The organism is Cobetia sp. ICG0124, assembly GCF_004006355.1.
GTDB lineage: Bacteria > Pseudomonadota > Gammaproteobacteria > Pseudomonadales > Halomonadaceae > Cobetia > Cobetia marina.
Genome location: NZ_CP024893.1, coordinates 2,045,543 through 2,064,910, shown reverse-complemented (window position 1 = coordinate 2,064,910; position 19,368 = coordinate 2,045,543). Strand labels below are relative to the sequence as shown.

Here is a 19,368-nt window from a genome sequence, read left to right as displayed (position 1 = left end):
ACCACGCGTTGCGCAGGACCTGCGCACGGAGAGTATCTGACATGGATTCGTCCTTTGACATTGAAGCCTTCATTCGACAGCGCAAGCAGACGCGTGTGGTCAGTGACCTGTTGTATGAGAACGCCTCGGATTATCTGACGACCCTGGGGGCCTTGATTCGCCCGCAGATGATCTTTGGCGAATACCTGCAAGGGGCACCGCGCGGTAGCGGCCGTGAGGCACAGCATGCCTTCAAGGAATTTACCGCCCTCTATGACTCCACGGCCAATGCCGAGCCTTTCCGCTTGCTGCAGGAGCTGGATGTGCCGCTGGAGCTTCTGAGCACGGCCCCGCGTCTCTATCCGCATGAATATGATGTACGTCTCGAGTCCACTGGCAAGGTGATTCGCGTCACCAGCCCGACCCGCTGGGTGGTGGGTTTCGATGGCTTCTCGCTGCAACGCTTCCGTCACATCATCAAGGACCCCAATCGCAGCACCGCCGAGCTGCTGCGCTACGTGGTGCACTATCTGATGCTGTTCTATTGCGTCAATCGTGCCCCGGGCCTCGGGCGACTGTTGCTGGGGCTGCGCTTCCCGGTCAGTTTCGAGAAGCTCGGCGAGTTCGGCAGCATGCCGTTCTGCGTGGTGGGGTCTCCCATCACCTCGCACCTGCCGGAGCAGGACACCATCCTGCGCAGCACCGAAATCGCCGGCAATGACACCTTTGAAGAACTGATCGATGTCGCGGACATCGAGTCGATGGATGACGCCGTCAAGCAGCGGCTGCTCAGGGCGATCGCCGCTGTCTGAGTGGCCCCCATTTTTGCTTCGCGCAACCACTTCACAACTGCACATAAGGAAATGCCCCATGGCGGAGAGGGATAGCACACAACACAAGCTGGGACGCATTCGCGCACCACGCGTCCAGATCACCTACGACGTCGAGATCGGTGACAGCCAGGAGCAGAAGGAACTGCCGTTTGTGGTCGGTGCCGTCGGTGACTACACCGGCAACCCGCTCAGCCCGCCGCCCAAGCTCAAGGACCGCAAGTTCGTCGCCATCGATCGCGACAACTTCAACGGCGTCCTCAAGGGCTTGAAGCCGCGCCTTGCCTATCGCGTCGACAACACGCTGAGCAAGGATGGTACCCAGCTGCCGGTCGAGCTGAACTTCAACTCGCTGGAAGACTTCGAGCCGCAGAATGTCGTCAAGCAGGTCGAGCCGCTGCGCAAGCTTCTGGACGTGCGCAACAAGCTCGCCGATCTGCGCAACAAGATGGGCGGCAACGACAAGCTGGAAGAGCTGCTGATGGACGTGCTCCAGAACAGCGAGAAGCTCAAGACGCTGGGCGACGAGTTCGGTCGCGAGCAAGCCGTGCGCAAAGACGACAACTGATTGCGGAGTCAGACCATGAGTGACAATCGTAGTGAATCAGCAGTGGCACCGCAGGCACAGGATACCGTCTTCGCGCCGCAGTCTTCCTTGCTCGACAGCATCATCTCCGAGAGCCGCGTGGCGCGCTCCGAGACCGAGCGCACCCGTGCGCGCGACCTGATCGAAGAGCTGGTCGCCCAGGTGCTGGATGGCGAAGTCATGCCCAGCAAGGACCTCATCGCCGTGCTGGATGCGCGTATCGCCGAGATCGACGCGATGCTCTCCGAGCAGATGAACGAAGTCATGCACGCCAGTGAGTTCCAGAAGCTGGAATCCTCCTGGCGCGGTCTGCGCTATCTGGTTGATCAGACCGAGACCGGCAGCAACATGAAGATCCAGATGCTCAACGCCACCAAGAAGGAATTGGTGCGTGACCTGAAATCGGCGCCGGAATTCGATCAGAGCGCGCTGTTCAAGAAGGTCTACGAAGAAGAGTACGGCACCTTCGGTGGCGCGCCGTTCGGCATGCTGGTCGGCGATTACGAATTCTCGCGCAGTCCGGAAGACATCTATCTGCTGGAGCAGATCTCCCACGTGGCCGCCTCGGCGCACGCACCCTTCATCTCCGCGGCGTCTCCGGAGCTGTTCGGCTGGGACTCCTTCACCGAGATGAGCGGTCCGCGTGATCTGTCCAAGATCTTCGACACCGTCGAATACGCCAAGTGGAAGTCTTTCCGCAACTCCGAAGATGCGCGCTATGTCGGCCTGACGTTGCCGCACGTGCTGGGACGTCTGCCGTATGGCCCGGACACCACGCCGGTCGAGGAATTCAACTTCGTCGAGAACGTCGATGGCCGTGAGCACAACAAGTACCTGTGGATGAACGCGGCGTACGCCATGGGCTCCCGCGTGACTGACGCCTTCGCCAACTATGGCTGGTGTGTCGCCATTCGCGGTGTCGAGGGCGGCGGCCTGGTCGAGAACCTGCCGACCCACACCTTCCAGACCGACGATGGTGAAGTGGCGCTGAAGTGCCCGACCGAGATCGCCGTGACCGACCGTCGCGAGAAGGAGCTGGCAGACCTGGGCTTCATCCCGCTGGTGCACTGCAAGGGCACGGACTACGCCGCCTTCTTCGGCACCCAGTCCGCCCAGAAGCAGAAGACGTACAACACCGACGTGGCCAACGCCAACGCGCGGCTGTCCTCGCAGATGCAGTACATCTTCGCCACCTCACGCATCGCGCATTACATGAAGGCGATCATGCGTGACAAGGTCGGCAGCTTCGCCTCGCGCACCAGTGTCGAGCGCTACCTGAACGACTGGCTGTCCCAGTACGTGCTGCTGGACGACAACGCCAGCCAGGAAGCCAAGGCGCAGTTCCCGCTGCGTGAAGCACGTGTCGAAGTCGCGGAAGTCCCGGGCAAGCCGGGTGTCTTCAAGGCCGTGACCTTCCTGCGGCCGCACTACCAGCTGGATGAACTGACCGCCTCACTGCGCCTGGTCGCAGAGCTGCCGCAGTCCACTCGCAGCTGATGACATCTCGTCACTGAAGACCCCTCGCTCTTTTCCCTGCGTGTCCTGCACGCCCGCATCGTCAGACTGGCCAACGCCGGCCTGACGGTGCGGCTTATCGCCATGAAGGAGGCGACATGCGCATGAATGGCACCCGCCGCCTCATTCCCACCTTGTGGGATCGGTTGCAGGACGATGCACCGCATCAGGGAGAGGCCGCGGAGGAGCAACGCTTCGTCAGTCTCGACGAGTACAAGCGCACCATCGTGCGTGACCTCGAGATTCTGGTGAACACGCGCAGCGAATTGCTGGGAGGGCGCTTGAATGACTTTCCCGGGTTGCGCGGCACGGTGCTGGGCTTCGGTCTGCCGGACTTTCTCGGCCGAGGCCTGCACAGCAGTGAAGACCGCCGCTTGATCCAGCGTCAGCTGGAGTACGCCATCGAAAGCAATGACCGTCGCTTTCGCAACGTGCAGGTCAAGCTGCTTGACCAGGATGGTCAGGATCGACTCCTGCGCTTTCGCGTCGAGACGCTCCTCGTCCTCAAGGATGCAACGCGGCAAGTGGCCTTCGATGCCGTGCTGCATGCCGACACTCAGCAATACAAAGTGCAGAACCTTTCCTGATGCTTGATGAACTGCTGCCTTATTACGAACAAGAGATCTCGCACCTGCGCTTTCTGGGCCGGGAGTTCGCACGTGAGTACCCCAAGATTGCCGCAAGACTGCAATTGGAAGGCGACCACTGCGAAGACCCGCACACCGAGCGTCTGGTCGAGTCCTTCGCGTTCCTGTCGGCACGGGTTCACAAGAAGCTGGATGATGATCTGCCGGAAATCGTCGAGGCCTTCCTCGATGTGCTCTACCCCCATTACCTGCGACCGACGCCTTCGCTGTCGATCGCACAGCTCGACCCCGGTGAGCAGACCTCGCTGACCGGGCGCTATCAGGTCGCGCGGCACACCGAGATGTTCTCGCGTCCGGTGGAAGGCGTGGCCTGCCGGTTCCGTACCTGCTATCCGGTGGATGTGTGGCCGCTGCGCGTGGAAAGCGCCGGCTTCTCGCTGCTGGAACGCTCGGCCTTCAATGGCCGCGACAAGGACAGCGTCGCGCGGCTGGATCTGGCCTTCGAGGCCTTGAACGACCAGTCGGTGGGCAGCTTCGGGATCGACCGCCTGCGCCTGTTCCTGGACGGCGAGGGTGCCTTGATGCACCCGATGTACGAACTGCTGTTCAACAATCTGACCCGCCTGAGCGTCAGCTTCGATGAGGGCGGCCAGCGCCGAGAAGTCGCGCTGCCGACGGATTCGCTCACGCCGGTCGGGTTCGCGCCCGAGGAAGGATTGATCGATTACCCCGAGCGCTCCTTCCTCGGCTATCGCCTGCTGCACGAGTACTTCACCTTCCCCGACAAGTTCATGTTCTTCGATGTCGAAGGGCTGACACGTCTGCTGGCACGCGCCAGCGGCACGCGTTTCGAGCTGCACTTCCACTTCGCGGACTATGCGCTGGACGAGCGTCTGTCGCGGCTGTCCCAGAGTCTGGGGCGCAATCATTTCCGCCTCGGCTGCACGCCGGTGATCAACCTGTTCGAGCGTCAGGCCGAGCCGATCCTGCTCACCCATACCCAGGCGGAATATCCGGTGGTGGCCGATGTGCGCAATCCGCACGGCGCCGAGGTGATCTCGATCGACCGCGTCACGCGCGTACAGAAGACTGCCGAGCGCGATCACGTGCGCTATTGCCCGCCGTTCTTCGAGCCGCAGGGCAGTGCGCCGTCACGCGAGACCAGCTACTGGCTGTCGCGGCGGGTGCCGTCCGCCCGTGAGCGGGATGCCGGCACCGAGCTGCTGCTGCGCCTGGCGGATCGTGAGCTCAATGCCATCGACGCCACCAGTGACGTGCTTAGCCTCAAGCTGACCTGCAGCAATCGTGACCTGCCGCAGCGACTGAGCTTCGGCCATCCGCGCGGTGACTTCACGCTGCCGCGCGAGCAGGTGGTCAAGGCCATCCGCTGCCTGCGCAAGCCCACGCCCTCGGCGCGGCCGCCGATGGGCAAGGGCGTCATCTGGCGCCTGATCTCGCATCTCTCGCTCAACCATCTCTCATTGGTGGAGCGTGGCCGCGATGTGCTGCTGGAAATGCTCTCGCTCTACAACTATCGCGATCTCGAGGCCACGCGTCGCCAGATCAACGGCATCGCCAGCATCCAGAGCGCACCGGCGATGACACGGATCGGGCATCCTCGCCCGGCCTTCGTGCGCGGTACCGGCATCACGCTGGAGCTGGATGAACAGGAGTTCATCGGCAGCGGCATCTTCGTGTTCGGCATGGTGCTGGATCACTTCTTCGGGCAGTACTGCTCGCTCAACAGTTTCACTCGGCTGACATTGCGCAGCCGCCAGCGCGAAAAGGACGTCGTGACATGGCCCGCCAGAACCGGCACTCAGCCCCTGGTCTGATCGACCAGGCGCGCGCTGAGCCTTACCGGTTCAGCTTCTTTCAGCTGGTGCGATTGCTCCGGCTGCACTACAGCCGTGCCGGACGCCTCGAACCCGAGCTGCGTCCCCACGAGGACCCGCTGCGCTTTCGCAGCCAGCTGTCGCTGAACTTCCCGGCCAGTGAAGTGAGTGACCTCGTGTTCGAGAGCGAGACATCGCGCTCTCCGACCGACCAGCCGCTGACCCAGGTGCAGGTCACCTTCATGGGGCTGGTGGGCCCGTCCGGTGTCCTGCCGCGTCCGTACACCGAGACGTTGATCGACCGCCACGTGCAGCTGCGCGATGACGGGGCTCATGCCTTCTTCGATCTGTTCTCGCACCGCATGACGGCGCTGTTCTATCAGGCGTGGCAGAAGTATCGCTTCCACATCGAGTATGAGCGTCGCGGCGAGACGGACTTCGAGCGCCAGCTGCTCGCGCTCAGCGGTGTCTCCGGGCGCTCCGCGCAGCTGCTGTTCGCGGGGGACGATGCCCTTGTCGACGAGAATCGCGACAACGCGGCACCCAGCCGGGGGCTCGGCAATCAGGACGGGGCTGCTCGGTCAGCGGCCCCGCAATCAGCAGAACCTGACCACCTTGCTGGGCAGCTTCTTCGGCGTGCCGTGTGAGGTGAAGCCCTTCCAGGGGCGTTGGCTCGACATCAGCGAGCCGGAATTGACGCGCCTGGGGCAGGCCAATGCCCGGCTGGGACAGAGCGCCGTGGCCGGCAAGCGCGCCTGGGATTACCAGTCCTGCGTGCGTATCGCGGTCGGCCCCTTGCGCCTGGCGGACTTCCGCCGCTTTCTGCCCGGCGGTGAGGACCATCTGCGCATGACGGAACTGATCCGTTTCTATGTCGGGCCGGAGCTCGATTTCGAGCTGGAACTGCAGCTCGAGCCCAGTGAAGTGCCGCCGGCCCGCCTGGGAGGAGCCGGTGGCATCTCGCTGGGCCGCCTCGGCTGGCTGGGCCAGACACCCCGCAGCACCTCGGGAAGTGTGCTGCTACGAATTCCCTTCGATGGAGTGACCCCGTGAGTCTCAAGACGCTATTCGCCAAGCTCAATGATGTCAGCCGCGGTGCCATGGAAGAGGCCGCTGGCCTGTGCCTGGCCAAGCGCCAGTATGAAGTCGATGTCGAGCATCTGCTGATCAAGCTGCTGGACGGTGACGACAACGACCTGCTGCGCATCATGCGTCACTACTCGCTGGGGCTGGATCAACTCGCCGATCAGCTGGACCGCTCGCTGGAGCGTCTGAAGACGGGCAGCACCGCGACGCCGGCACTGTCGCCGCATATCACGCGGCTGATCGAGAAGGCCTGGTTGATCGCCTCCATCGACCACGAAGTCGCGCATATCCGCAGCGGGCACCTGCTGCTGGCCCTGCTGGAAGACCCGGAACTGGCGCCACGTCACGACACTCCGCTGGCGCGTATCGATGCCGCAGACCTGCGCCTGCATTTCACCAGCCTCTTGGCCGCAAGTCCCGAGGCCGAGCTCTCGCAGCCGACGCCGTCAGCCGCGAGCAGCGGCGGGCAGACGGCAGGTGAGGGTGGTGGCGCTGGACGCCCGGGCAGTCACAAGACCCCGGCGCTGGATCAATACACCATCGATCTGACCGCCAGTGCGCGCGCCGGCAACATCGACCCGATTCTGGGGCGCGATGACGAAGTGCGCCAGATGATCGACATCCTGACGCGTCGTCGTCAGAACAACCCGATCCTCACCGGTGAGGCGGGGGTCGGCAAGACCGCCGTGGTCGAAGGGCTGGCACAGAAGATCGTCGCCGGGGAAGTGCCTGCGCCGCTGGCACGTGTCGAGCTGCGCACCCTGGATCTCGGCCTGCTGCAGGCCGGCGCCAGCGTGAAGGGCGAATTCGAGCAGCGCCTCAAGGACGTGATCGAGGAAGTGAAGCGCAGCCTGCACCCGATCATTCTGTTCATCGATGAAGCCCACACCCTGATCGGCAGTGGCGGTCAGGCGGGCCAGAACGATGCCGCCAACCTGCTCAAGCCGGCGCTGGCGCGTGGCGAGCTGCGCACCATCGCCGCCACCACCTGGGCCGAGTACAAGAAGTACTTCGAGAAGGACGCCGCCCTGGCGCGTCGCTTCCAGGTGATCAAGGTCGAGGAGCCGGCCGAGCCGCAGGCCATCGACATGCTGCGCGGGCTGGCGACGCGCATGCGCGATCACCACAAGGTCGAGATTCTCGATGACGCCATCGTGCAGGCGGTGCGTCTCTCCAGCCGCTATATCACCGGCCGTCAGCTGCCGGACAAGGCGGTCAGCGTGCTGGATACCGCCTGTGCGCGTGTCGCGCTGGGCCAGCAGACCACGCCGGCACCGCTGGAAGATGCCCGTCAGCGCCTGCGCGATCTCGAGGCTGAACGTGCGGCACTGGCTCGCGAGCACGAGCGCGGCGATGACCGCCATGCCCCGCGTCTGGACGAGATTGACAGCGAAGTGCTGGCCATTACCGCGCAGGTGACGGCGCTGGAAGCTGACTGGACACGTCAGCGTGAGGCCGTCGAGGCGGTGCTCAAGGCTGATGCCGCCCTGAGCGCGGCCAACGAATCCGATGATGCCACCGGGCGTGACGCTGCCCGTGACGCTGCCTTGGCCGAGCTGCGTGCCGCGCGTGAGGTGCTGGGAGCCGCCGGTGGCGAGGCGCCGCTGGTGCATGCCTGTGTCGATGGCAATGCCATCGGCGAAGTCGTCGCTGCCTGGACCGGCATTCCGCTGGGCAAGATGCAGCGTGACGAGATTGACACCGTGCGTCGTCTGCCGGCGCTGTTGGGCGAGCGCGTGCTCGGGCAGGACCACGCACTGGAAGAGATCGGCCAGCGCATCAGCCTGTCGCGCGCCAGGCTCGAAGACCCGAACAAGCCGATCGGTGTCTTCATGCTGCTCGGCCCGAGCGGGGTCGGCAAGACCGAAACCGCGCTGGCCCTCGCCGACAGCCTGTACGGCGGTGAGCGCAATCTCATCACCATCAACATGTCCGAGTACCAGGAAGCCCACACCGTCTCCTCGCTGAAAGGCTCGCCGCCCGGCTATGTCGGTTACGGGGAGGGCGGTGTGCTGACCGAGGCCGTGCGTCGCAAGCCGTATAGCGTGGTGCTGCTCGATGAGGTCGAGAAGGCGCATCCGGACGTGCTGGAAGTCTTCTTCCAGGTGTTCGACAAGGGCGTGATGGAGGATGGCGAAGGGCGCGAGATCGACTTCCGCAACTGCGTCATCCTGCTGACCTCCAACGTCGGCACCGACGAGATCATGAACCGCTGCCTGGGCGTGGCGACCCCGCCGGCACCGGAAGCGCTGGTCGAGGAGCTGCGCGACACCCTCAATGGCGTCTTCAAGCCGGCCTTCCTCGGCCGCCTCAAGGTCGTGCCGTACTACCCGGTCCACAGCGACATCCTGGCGCGCATCGTCGACCTCAAGCTGTCGCGTCTGGCGGAACGCTTCACGCGCAACCACGGCGCCCACCTGAGCTTCGCCCCGTCGCTGGCGACGCATATCGCCGAGCGCTGTACCCAGACCGACAGCGGTGCGCGCAGCATCGATCACCTGCTGAGTGGCTCGCTGATGCCGCCGCTGGTGGAGTGGGTGCTGGAACGCATGGCCGATCAGCAGCCGGTGGGCGATGTCAGCATCGCGCTGGATGACGCCGGCCAGTTCACCTACGAGATGCAGTGAGGAAGCCCACATGTCATTCCGGGGATATCACGTGAAGGCTGAGCGGCGCACCACGTCTCTGCGTCCGCGCCATTGGCTGCCCGTCATGTTGTGCGCCAGCCTGCTGCTCGGCGGCTGCGGGGTCGGCAGCCGTCTTGGCCAGCAGATGGATGGCACGGTGGGGGACATCCTGTTCCGTCAGGACGAGACGGTCGCCTTCACCCTCGATGCCGATGACTCGCTCAATCCGGATGTCGATGAGGCGTCACTGTCGGTGGTGGTGCGCATCTATCAACTGGATGCGAGTGAGGCCTTTACCAGCGCCTCGCCCGATGGCCTCTGGGATCACGCCGACAAGGTACTGGGCGACTCCCTGCTGGATACCCGCGAAGTGGTGATGGTGCCGGGCGGGCATGTCGTCGATGAGGCGCCGCTGAAGCCGGGCGCGCGGTACGTGGCGGTCGCGGCCTATTTCCGCCAGACCCCGGACGCGCGCTGGCGCGTGCTGTTCGATGCCGATGCGATGCGCAAGGACGGCCTGTTCACCTCACCGGACGGCGTCGAACTGACGCTGGCCGATCACTACATCACGGTGGCGCCCGACAGCGAAGACCTGCTGGCAACGACGACACCGCCATGAGGCGTGAGCCATTCCGCCTGACGGGCGGCACGTCACTGGCGACACCGGACGGACTTTATAAAGGATGGATTCGTGAGCAAGCATAATCGCGTGAGGTGGTCCGAGGGCATGTTCCTGCTGCCCCAGCACTTCCAGTATCAGGACGAGTATCACCAGTGGCAGCTCGGCGAGGCCAGCACGCGCAGCGGGCCCTTCGCCTTTGGCGTACAGCAGCTTGAGATCGATGAAAGCGCGCTGGCCCAGGGCCGCCTGCAACTGAGTCGCCTCAAACTGGTCTTCCCGGATGGCACGCTGTTCGATGCTCCCCAGCACGATAGCCTGCCGCGGGCGCGTGACCTGGGAGAGCTGGCCGGTCACAGCGAGATCAAGGTGCATGCTGCGCTGAGCCTGGTACAACCCTACGCCGGCAATGTGCAGGAAGATGAGCAGCAGCGCGGTGCCCGTCGTCGCTTTCGTCAGCGCTTCGATTCCCTGCCGGACCTGCTGGACGGCGATGGCGAGAACGAGCTGAGCCTGCTGGAACTCAATGTGCGTCTGTTGCTGGAAGGCGATGACCTGGAGGGCAGCACGCATTGTCCGCTGGCCGTGCTGACGCGCAATGCCGCCGGTGGCTTCTCGGTCTCGCCGCGCTTCGTGCCGCCTGCGCTTCACCTCTCGAGCAGCGAGACGCTGATGGCCATGGGCCAGCGCCTGGCCGGCATGCTGCAGGCCAAGCACGAGACGCTGTCCGGACGTCGCCGCGAGCGCGCCGATCAGGTCGCGGAATTCGGCTCAAGCGACGTGGCGCTGTTCTGGCTGCTGCATACGGTCAACCGTGCCTACCCGGCGCTGGCGCATCTGCTGCAACACCCGCAGCATCATCCCGAGAAGCTCTACACCTTCCTGTCGGATCTGGTCGCCAGCCTGATGACCTTCTCGATGGATTACCGCCTGAGTGACCTGCCGCCGTACCGCCATGAAGACCCGGTCCAGTCATTGACGACGCTGGAAACCATGGCGCGCGAGCTGCTGGATACCGTGGTGCCCAACCAGTACATCCCCATCGCGCTGGAACAGACCAAGCCGTCCTACTACATCGCCCATCTGCACGATGCGCGTCTGGTGGACGCCGACTTCTACATCAGCGTGCATGCCGACATGCCCGGCGCCAAGTTGCTGGAGCTGGTGCCGCGTGCCTTCAAGGTCGGCTCGCCGGATGACATCGAGGTGGTGGTCAACAGCGCCATGCCCGGCGGCTCGCTGGTACACGCCTCGCGTCTGCCCACCGCGATTCCCTCGCGCCTCGATAACCACTATTTCGCGCTGGAACCCCAGGGCCGCATGTATGAACGCATGATGGCCGCGCAGGCCATCGCCTTCTACGTGCCCGGCGGTTTCCACAACCTCAAGATTGAATTGATGGCGGTGCTGAAATGACCCAGACCACGGCAACCCAGCCGAGCGACACGGCCGGCGCATCGGTTCCGGCGGACACGCGTCTGCGCACGCTGTCCCAGGATTTCTTCTCGCTGATCCTGATGATTCGTCGCGGCAGTGAAGCGCGCAACGTCGATGAGTTCCTGACCCGGGTCGCCGACTACTTCCGCGAGCTGGAAGCCCAGGCGCTGGCGGTCGGTTACAGCATGGATCAGGTGCGTGACGCCCAGTACGCGCTGTGCGCCTTCCTCGATGAAAGCGTGCTGGGGGCCGGTGCCAGCAACATTCGCCAGCATCTGGAGCTGCATCCGCTGCAGTACACCTACTTCGGCGTGCATCTGGCGGGTGAGGGCTTCTTCGAGCGTCTCGAGGCACTGCGCACCGACGTCAAGGCCAACCTGGATGTGCTGGAGATCTATCACCTGTGTCTGGCGCTGGGCTTCGAGGGCAAGTTCCGCCTCGAACACCGTGATCAGCTGCGCTACGTGGCCAGCACGCTGGGCCAGGACATCGCGCGCTACCGTCAGACATCCGACGTGCTGGCACCGGGCTGGCAATTGCCGGACCAGGTCGGTCAGCTGCTGCGTTATGAAATTCCGGTCTGGGTCTATCTGCTGGTGATCGCGCTGTGCTGCGGGGCGGTCTATCTGGTGCTCGACAACCTGCTGGATACTCAGGTCACGGCGCTCATCGAGCGACTGTCGTCCCTGTTCGCAACGACATGAGGCGTGACGGAATGAAACGGGTGCTGGGGTTCCTCAAGAGTTTCTGGTTGGCGTCGTCACTACTGTGGCTGGCCGGTGTCGTGCTGTGCGTCTGGTGGGTGCCACGTCTGGGTGGCTCGCTGGAACGCCTGGCCATCGCCGTGGCGCTGCTGACCGCGGTGTGGCTGCTGGCCATCGTGCTGCGCAAGTATCGCAAGGTGCGCGCCGAGCGGGATCTGGAAGACCTCGTCCAGCTGGAAGTGGACCGCGAAGCTGCGGATGCCGCCACCGAAGCCGGCGATTACGAAGTGCTGCGTGAGCGTCTCAAGTCGGCGCTGCGCATGCTGCGTGCCCAGCGTGGTCTGCACAAGGGTGGCAGTGCCTCGCTCAGCGATCTGCCCTGGTATCTGGTGCTGGGTCTGTCGTCCTCCGGCAAGACCTCGCTGCTGACACGCTCCGGCCTGAGCTCCAGCGTGGCGGGGCTGGGCGGGGATTCCGGCACCCAGTACTGCGACTGGTACTTCGGCAACGACGCCCTGATGATCGACACCGCCGGGCGTTATGTGGCCGAAGAGCAGCCGGCGCGTGCCTTCGCCGACTTCCTGCGTCTGCTGGCACGCCGTCGGCGGAGTGCGCCCATCAATGGCCTGGTGGTGGTGGTGGATCTGCCGGCACTGCTGCATGCGCCGCGTGACGAGAATCATGCGCTGGCACGCCAGCTGATCGAGCGCATCAATGACTTCCGCGATGCGCTGGATGCCTCGCCGCCGGTCTATCTGATGTTCACCAAGGCCGACCAGCTGCCGGGCTTCACCGCCGCGTTCAATACGCTGGACAGCGATGCCCGCCATGCGCCGTGGGGCATGACGTTCTCGGTGGCCGAGGCGCGTCGCGAGGGTGTCGTGGCAGCCTTCTCCCGGCATTTCCCCAAGATGGTGGCGGGGCTGCGTGGTCATGTGGAAGCCGCCCTGCGTGAGCGTGGCCAGCAGGCGGACAGCGAGCTTTTGCACTTCCCGGAATACATCGCCGAGATGGAAGGCCTGCTGGCCGACTTCCTGGAGCCCTTCGATCTGCGTCGCAACAGTGCCCGCGGGCCGCTGACGCGTGGCGTCTATTTCACTAGTGCGCTGCAGGACGGCAGTGCGATGCCGGCGATTCTCGATGAGCAGGTCCGTCAGGGCTTTGCGCTCAAGGAACCGGCGGGCACCCAGGCGGCGACGCCAGCCTCAGCGACGGCGACGGCGACGGTCAGTGATCGCCCCTATTTCGTCGGCGGTGTCTTCCGTGACGTGATGATTCCGGACCGCAACCTGGTGCGTCACTACGCGCGCGATGGTCAGCGGCGTTCCCTGAACCCGCTGTTGATCGGCGTAGGTGGGGTGGCAGGTGCGGTGACGCTGGGCCTGCTCGGCAACGCCTATTACCAGAGTCGCACCAGTCTCGAGGCCGTCGATGCGCAGCTGACATCGCTTGATGGCGCCGTGACCCCCAGCGTGCAGCTCGACCTGCTCCACGCTGAGCTGTCGCGTGTGCGTCAGGCCCGCGAAGAGGGCGGTCTGCCCTGGTATCAGCACATGGGACTGGATGGCGGAGAGCGTCTGAGCGCGACGCTTGAAGCACAGTACTTCGCGACCCTCAAGCAGCAGATTCTGGCACCGCTGGCGGAAGATCTCGACGCTCGCCTGCGGGCGGTCGGGCGTCTGGCGGTCTCGCTGGGCATCGTCTCCGAGTCCGCTTCGCGGCGCACCCGTGGCGAGGACGTCGGTGAGGGCGCTGGATCCGGGGGCGATGCCTCGCGGACATTGGTCGCCGATGGCAAGTCACTGCTGACCTCGAGCGGCGAACGCCTGCGTCAGCGTCTCACCGAGCGCCCGACGCTGGGCAGCGTGCCGCGCTCACCGGGCGAACTGGCCAGTCAGCTCAAGGGCGAGGCGGATTACCGCCTGCGCGGCGGCGTCAATGACGCCTACTGGAGCACCCGACAGCAGGGACGTGATGCGCTGCGTGACAAGGCCGAGAATTTCCGTGGCTCGTCCGCGGGACTGGGCGGCGATGGCACCGTGGCGGGTGAGGGGGGCAGCCCGGACGGCGGCATGCCGGGCGGTCCGGCCTTCTCCAGTGAAGTGCTCAACCAGCTGACGCCGGAGCAGGTCGCCGGGCTGATCGATGCCTACGATGCGCTCAAGCTGTATCTGATCCTGAGTGAGCCTGCGGAACATCCGGACGTCGCCTTCGTGCGCGAAGCCCTGCCGCGCGCCTGGCATCAGCTGGCGGACAGTCACCGCCGTGTGCCGGGGGGAGATCAACGCATCGCCGACAATGTCGCGCTCTACAGCGAATATCTGGCGCAGGGCAAGGCACCTGCCCTGGTGCGGGATGAGGACCGCGTCGCGCGTTCCCGCCGTGACCTCAAGGCCTTCCTGCTCGACAACTCGCCGGCGGAGCGGGAATACCTGCGTCTGCGTCTGGCGGCCGAAGCCCGTTTCCCGTCGATGACGCTCTCGGTGATGCTGCCCGAAGAGGGCGCCCGTGGCTTGCTGTACGCCGGCGAATCCGTGCCGGCCTTCTTCACGCGTCGCGTGTGGGACGAGTTCGTGCGTCCCGAGTTGCTCAAGACGCTGAGTTCTGACCTGCCGGTGGAGCATGATTGGGTGCTGGAAGACGAGAACCCGGATGCCGAGCAGGGCAAGACCGAATTCGCCGAGGCGATTCTGGCGCATTACAAACGTGACTATGCCGAGGCCTGGGAGCGCTTCCTGGCCGATGTCGGCGTGCGTCGCTTCGAAGGTCTGGCGCTCTCGCGTCAGCGTCTGGCGCGCTTCAGCGACTATCAGCGCTCACCGCTCAAGACACTGCTGGCCGTGGTGGATGACAACACCCGCTGGGACAGCCGCGATGCCGAGGCCCGCAAGACGCCCCAGCCACGCGAAGCCGAGGGTGACGCACCGGCCCCGGCGGCCGAGTCGGCGGGCCTGTGGGATCAGGCGCTGGCGTGGGTCGAGGAGGATGGCAGTCAGCTGGCACAGCGTACCGGCGCATTGCAGGGACTGCCGCACGTGCACGACGGGAAGCTGGCGGACCACTTCGCGCCGGTCGCCAGCCTGTTTGCCCAGGATGAGGGGCAGGATGGCGATGCCTCGGTCATGAACCGCTACCAGCTGCGCCTGCGTCAGCTCAAGGTACGCCTCGACGGACTGGAGCGTGGCGATGTCGGCAAGCGTACCAAGCAGCTGCTGGCGGAGATGATCGGCGGCAAGCCCAATGAGATCTCGGCGGCGCGTGACTATGTCGCCGCCAATGTCGATACCTCGCAGGAACCGCTGGTGCAGTCGCTGCAGCGTCTGTTCCGTGCGCCCATCGATTACTCCGTGGCCAGTCTGCAGGGACCGGTGGCGTCACAGCTGGCCGCCGCCTGGGGCGAGCAGGTCGTCTCACCCTGGCATCGCATGGTCAGTGGCCGCTATCCGGTCAGCGATTCCGCCAACGAGACCTCGGTGCGTGACCTGCGTCAGTTCATCGACCCCGATAGCGGTCTGCTGACCCGCTTCGACAATGAAGAAGTCGGCAACCTGGAAGAGGGTGAGCAGGACGGTACGCCGCTGGTGGACCCCAAGATCACCGCCACCATCACCAAGGGCACGGCAGTGGGCCGGGTGCTGGAGAGTCTGGCGGATGTGGAGAACGGCTTCGAGATCATGATCCGGCCTTCCTCCCGGCTGATCTCGATCGAGCTGACGCTGGACGGTCAGCAGCAGACCTATCGCAATGGTCGTCAGCACTGGCAGCGCTTCGTCTGGCCGGGTGATCCGGAAGTCTCCGGCGCCCGACTGGAGGTGGTGACACGGGACGGCCGCCGCATCACCGTCTTCAACTTCCCCAATCGCTGGAGTCTGTTGAAACTGATCGAATCCGCGGACGTGACAGACCTGGATACCGCCCGTCAGCGCTTCACCTGGTACACCCCGGTGGGCCCGGTGAGCTTCGAGGCGCGCAACTTCGGTGGCGTGAAACTGACGGACCTCAAGCAGGTGCGCAACCTGTCCATGCCCTCGGTCGCCGGGAGATGACCGCATGATCGGCTTCTTCGGCAAGCTGCCCGGCAGCGCTGACTTCATCGCCCATCACGCGGGCCACAAGGACATCCGGGAACTGGATGGCTGGTGGCAGCGGGCGCTGAATCGCATGGCCGAGCGCGACGAAGACTGGCAGGCACGTTTCGATGCCTTGCCGCTGTGCTTCTTTCACTACCGCGCCAGCAGCGGAGCCTGGTTGATGGGCGCCATGTCGCCCTCGCAGGACGCCTCCGGGCGACGCTACCCGCTGCTGGTCTTCCAGCGGCTGGCCGTCTCGCCGGTGGTGGAGGGCAGTGTCGGGGTGCATACCCTCGGCGAGACCTTCGCCGGGCAGGTGCGGGAGTTGCTGCGCGATGTGATGCATTGCGCAGACCCCCTGAAGGCACAGGAGCGTCTGCTCACGGGAATCGAGGCGCTACGCCCGCTGGATGATTCCGATCTCAAGCTGCATCGGCGTCTGTTCGCGCGCTTTCTGGAAGACGTGCGCTACGGGGACCTCACGCGGGCGCTGGCCAGTGGCTTCCCCGACGTGAGCGCCCAGCGACTGACGCAGGACATGCAGGCATTGCGCCGGCAGCTGGCGACAGGGGGCGCACGCGATGACACCCGGGGGCAGGCGGCATTGCCACTGCCGCCGGAGCGCGCGCTGAAGCGTCCCGCGGCGGACCTGTGGCTGCACTGGCTGGAGCATGACAATGGCGCGCCGGGGCAGATCAGCGTGATCGTCGATGACTTCATGCGCCCGACATTGATGCGCTTCACGCGTGACGATCATGACGCACTGCGCATTCTGGCGGGCTCCGCCTTCGAGGTGCTCGGGCCCTGGCGCCTGCGGGGCCGCAGGGGACAAGGGCGGGCAGTGACGACACGGTATTCGGCGACATACCCAAGGATGAATCGGCACCGACATGAACAAGTTCAAGCTTCACGTTCTCAAGTACTACCTCCTCAAGTACCGCCCGTATTGGCTGGGCGTGCTGTTCTTCCTTGGCATCTTCGTGGTCTGGGGCGCCGGTGTCGGACTCGGCTTCTCGTCACTGGACAGTCTGCTGGTCGGCATTCTGGCGTTTCTGGTGGCCTCTGCCCTGTATCTGCTGCTGCTCTATCGCGGGGTGGGAGAGCGCAAGGATGTCGAGTCGCTGTTGATCCAGAACGCCGATGACGCCGTGCTCAGCGCCGCGCCCCAGGACCGCGAGGAAGTCAGCCTGCTGCGCGAGCGCCTGCTGGCCGCGCTGGATCGCATGCGCAAGAGTGCCAGCGAGAAACGCGGTGGCTGGTTCACCCGTCAGGGTGATCTGCTCTATACGCTGCCCTGGTATCTGGTGATCGGTCAGCCTGCGGTGGGTAAGAGCACGCTGGTGTCGCGCTCCGGACTCGATTTCCCCTTCGCGGAGCGGGAAAGCGCACGTGTCGCGGGCATCGGTGGCACCCGTCACTGTGACTGGTTCTTCAGCAGTGAGGCCGTGCTGCTGGATACCGCGGGGCGTTATGTCAGCTCCGAGGAGGAAGTCGGCAAGTGGCGTGCCTTCCTCGACATGCTGCGTCGCTATCGTCCGCGTCAGCCGCTCAATGGGTTGATCGTCGCGGTCAGCATCGATGAGGTGCTCCAGAACCGCCATGACGTCGAGGCACTGGCCCATCAGCTGCGCGAGCGTATCCAGGAAAGCTACGAGCGTCTGGGCGCCGCGCTGCCCATCTATCTGGTGTTCACCAAGAGTGACCACATTCCCGGCTTTCGCGAGTTCCATGCCCAGCTGGCACCGGCGCAGCGCGATGAAGTGCTGGGCATGAGCTTCCCGCACCAGGGCTATGCCGAGGCGGATTGGCGTACACGGTTCAGTGAGGCGATGACTCGCCTGGTGGCACGCTGCGCGGGTACCGGGGAGCGCTGTCTGATCGAGGGTGACATCGTGCGCACCCGCGAGGCCCCGGCGGCGGTGGAATTCCCGCGAGAGCTTGAAGCGCTGGCACCGCATCTGACCGATTTCGTCACCGAGCTGCTCAAGGTCAATCCCTATCAGGCAGCGCCGCTGCTGCGCGGGTTCTACTTCACCAGTGCGCTCTCCGAGGGGCAGGCCAGCACGGCAGCCCATGGGCGTAACGTGGCGTCACGCTTTGCCGTCACCGAGCGTCATGCGCCGGGCCATCAGGATGGCAAGCCGCTGTTCGTCTCGGGGCTGTTCTCGCGGGTATTGCTGCCGGATCAGCATCTGGTCGGCCTGTATGGCGGCGCCAACCTGCAGCGTCGGCGTCAGCTGCGCTGGGTGTGGCTGGCGCTGGCACTTGCCGGAGCGATGTGTCTGGCGTGGGCGGTGTCCTTCACCGCCAACACCCGCGAGCTCGGGGCGCTGGATCAGGCCCTGGATGACGCCTACGAGGAAGACGCCGGCGAGCCCGATGCCTATGCCCAGTGGGCGACGCTGGATGCCCTGCGTGACAGCGCGGCCCGCTACGATGCTCGCCATCACGAGCATGGCGTGCCTTGGTCGCTCGGTTTCGGGCTCTATGAAGGCGAGACGCTGGAACCTGAGCTGCGCGATGTCTATTTCGGTCAACTGCGTCAGACGATGCTGGTGCCGATCGCCAGCAACCTCAACCAGTCGCTGTTCATGCTGCCGACCATCAGCGTGCATGACCGCGAGGACGGGCCGCGCGAGACGGATATCCATGTCCCGGGAGTCGAGGACCACGCCCAGCCGCGTGACAACTCGGCCCAGGCGCTGGCGGACTTCGGCAACAACACCCTGAAGACCTACCTGTCCCTGTCGCGCACGCCGCGCGAGGACATCGAGCCGGACTGGCTGCGTAGCGAGATGCCGGTCTACTGGTATCCGGCCATCACCCAGGGGGAGGATGTGCCGCGCGACAGTCGTGATCTGGAATATGCCAGCCGTCAGGTCAACTTCTATGCCGAGCAGGTCGTGCGCCCGGACGTGCCGCGTCTGGAAGACAACACCTTCCTGGTGTCATCCAGTCGCAACTACATCGATGGCCTGCTGGACCGCTCCCTGAGCACCGTCGAGACCATCACGCTGGAATCCGACACCCTGTTCGCCTTCGGGCGTGCGGATTACTCGGGCCTGCAGGGCGAGGGGCAGCGTCAGCTGAATGCCATCGCCGAGCGGCTTTCCAACACGCCGAATCTGGGCCGCATCACCATCACCGGCCACGCCGACCCGATCGGCTCGGCCGTGGTCAATCGCCAGCTCTCGCTGCAACGTGCCGAGACCGTGCGCACCTATCTGGTGGGCAAGGGGCTGCCGGGTGAGCTGATCGGTGCGGAAGGGGCCGGCAGCGATCGTCCGCTGGTCAAGTGCGATGGCCAGATGTCACGAGCGGAGAGAATCGCCTGTCTGGCCCCCAATCGTCGTGTCGAGATTGAAGTGCGTGCACTGAACTGAGCGCCCAACCGGATTCATTTTGCCGACTCACGGAGGAGTCGAGCTCTTGGATGACAGGCCTGAAGGCAGGCCCGGCGCACGAGAGCGGAGAAGCATGGACATACGCAGTG

The 19,368-nt window shown here is 64.8% G+C and carries 13 protein-coding genes and 1 pseudogene; all 14 read left to right on the top strand.

Annotated features, from left to right (window positions below; translation table 11 throughout):
* The first annotated feature begins 41 nt into the window (after positions 1 to 41).
* The 14 genes and pseudogenes from CU110_RS09555 (at position 42) to tssM (ending at position 19,258) form a co-directional block, all read left to right on the top strand.
* Entirely contained in the window at positions 42 to 791 is a 750-nt protein-coding gene (locus CU110_RS09555) for a hypothetical protein (RefSeq protein ID WP_084208888.1), read from the top strand.
* 58 nt (positions 792 to 849) lie between these two features.
* On the top strand, positions 850 to 1,377 hold the full coding sequence (tssB, locus tag CU110_RS09550; protein WP_077377258.1) for a type VI secretion system contractile sheath small subunit: 528 nt from the start codon (positions 850 to 852) through the stop codon (positions 1,375 to 1,377).
* Between the two features lie 15 nt (positions 1,378 to 1,392).
* Positions 1,393 to 2,892, top strand: a complete 1,500-nt coding sequence (gene tssC / locus CU110_RS09545; RefSeq protein WP_077377255.1) for a type VI secretion system contractile sheath large subunit — start codon at positions 1,393 to 1,395, stop codon at positions 2,890 to 2,892.
* 116 nt (positions 2,893 to 3,008) lie between these two features.
* A complete protein-coding gene (gene tssE, locus CU110_RS09540) occupies positions 3,009 to 3,497 on the top strand; it encodes a type VI secretion system baseplate subunit TssE (RefSeq protein WP_233593521.1) in 489 nt (162 codons plus the stop codon).
* Positions 3,497 to 5,332, top strand: coding sequence for a type VI secretion system baseplate subunit TssF (gene tssF, locus CU110_RS09535; RefSeq protein WP_084208887.1), 1,836 nt, complete (start codon positions 3,497 to 3,499; stop codon positions 5,330 to 5,332). The genes tssE and tssF overlap by 1 nt, the downstream gene beginning before the upstream one ends.
* Complete coding sequence (gene tssG, locus CU110_RS17690; protein ID WP_205694019.1) at positions 5,296 to 5,979, top strand: type VI secretion system baseplate subunit TssG; 684 nt, start codon at positions 5,296 to 5,298, stop codon at positions 5,977 to 5,979. Before tssF ends, tssG (CU110_RS17690) begins: the two co-directional genes overlap by 37 nt.
* Positions 5,948 to 6,385, top strand: a complete 438-nt coding sequence (gene tssG, locus CU110_RS17685) for a type VI secretion system baseplate subunit TssG (RefSeq protein WP_205694116.1) — start codon at positions 5,948 to 5,950, stop codon at positions 6,383 to 6,385. The genes tssG (CU110_RS17690) and tssG (CU110_RS17685) overlap by 32 nt, the downstream gene beginning before the upstream one ends.
* The gene (gene tssH / locus CU110_RS09525; protein ID WP_127735708.1) at positions 6,382 to 9,045 is read left to right on the top strand and encodes a type VI secretion system ATPase TssH; all 2,664 of its coding nucleotides are present in this window, start codon (positions 6,382 to 6,384) and stop codon (positions 9,043 to 9,045) included. Before tssG (CU110_RS17685) ends, tssH begins: the two co-directional genes overlap by 4 nt.
* 10 nt (positions 9,046 to 9,055) lie before the next feature.
* A complete protein-coding gene (gene tssJ, locus CU110_RS09520; protein WP_164850341.1) occupies positions 9,056 to 9,664 on the top strand; it encodes a type VI secretion system lipoprotein TssJ in 609 nt (202 codons plus the stop codon).
* Positions 9,665 to 9,736: 72 nt separating this feature from the next.
* Positions 9,737 to 11,080 carry a type VI secretion system baseplate subunit TssK gene (gene tssK / locus CU110_RS09515; protein WP_084208883.1) on the top strand — a complete coding sequence of 448 codons (1,344 nt, stop codon included), beginning with the start codon at positions 9,737 to 9,739 and terminating at the stop codon, positions 11,078 to 11,080.
* Positions 11,077 to 11,805: a type IVB secretion system protein IcmH/DotU gene (gene icmH / locus CU110_RS09510; RefSeq protein WP_127735705.1), complete on the top strand. Its 729-nt coding sequence runs from the start codon at positions 11,077 to 11,079 to the stop codon at positions 11,803 to 11,805. The genes tssK and icmH overlap by 4 nt, the downstream gene beginning before the upstream one ends.
* 11 nt (positions 11,806 to 11,816) lie before the next feature.
* Positions 11,817 to 15,851, top strand: a complete 4,035-nt coding sequence (locus CU110_RS09505; protein WP_164850340.1) for a type VI secretion protein IcmF/TssM N-terminal domain-containing protein — start codon at positions 11,817 to 11,819, stop codon at positions 15,849 to 15,851.
* A gap of 4 nt (positions 15,852 to 15,855) precedes the next feature.
* A pseudogene (tagF, locus tag CU110_RS17015) lies at positions 15,856 to 16,242 on the top strand (type VI secretion system-associated protein TagF); the annotation flags it as partial.
* 523 nt (positions 16,243 to 16,765) lie between these two features.
* On the top strand, positions 16,766 to 19,258 hold the full coding sequence (gene tssM / locus CU110_RS09495; protein WP_084208879.1) for a type VI secretion system membrane subunit TssM: 2,493 nt from the start codon (positions 16,766 to 16,768) through the stop codon (positions 19,256 to 19,258).
* The last annotated feature ends 110 nt before the right edge of the window (positions 19,259 to 19,368 follow it).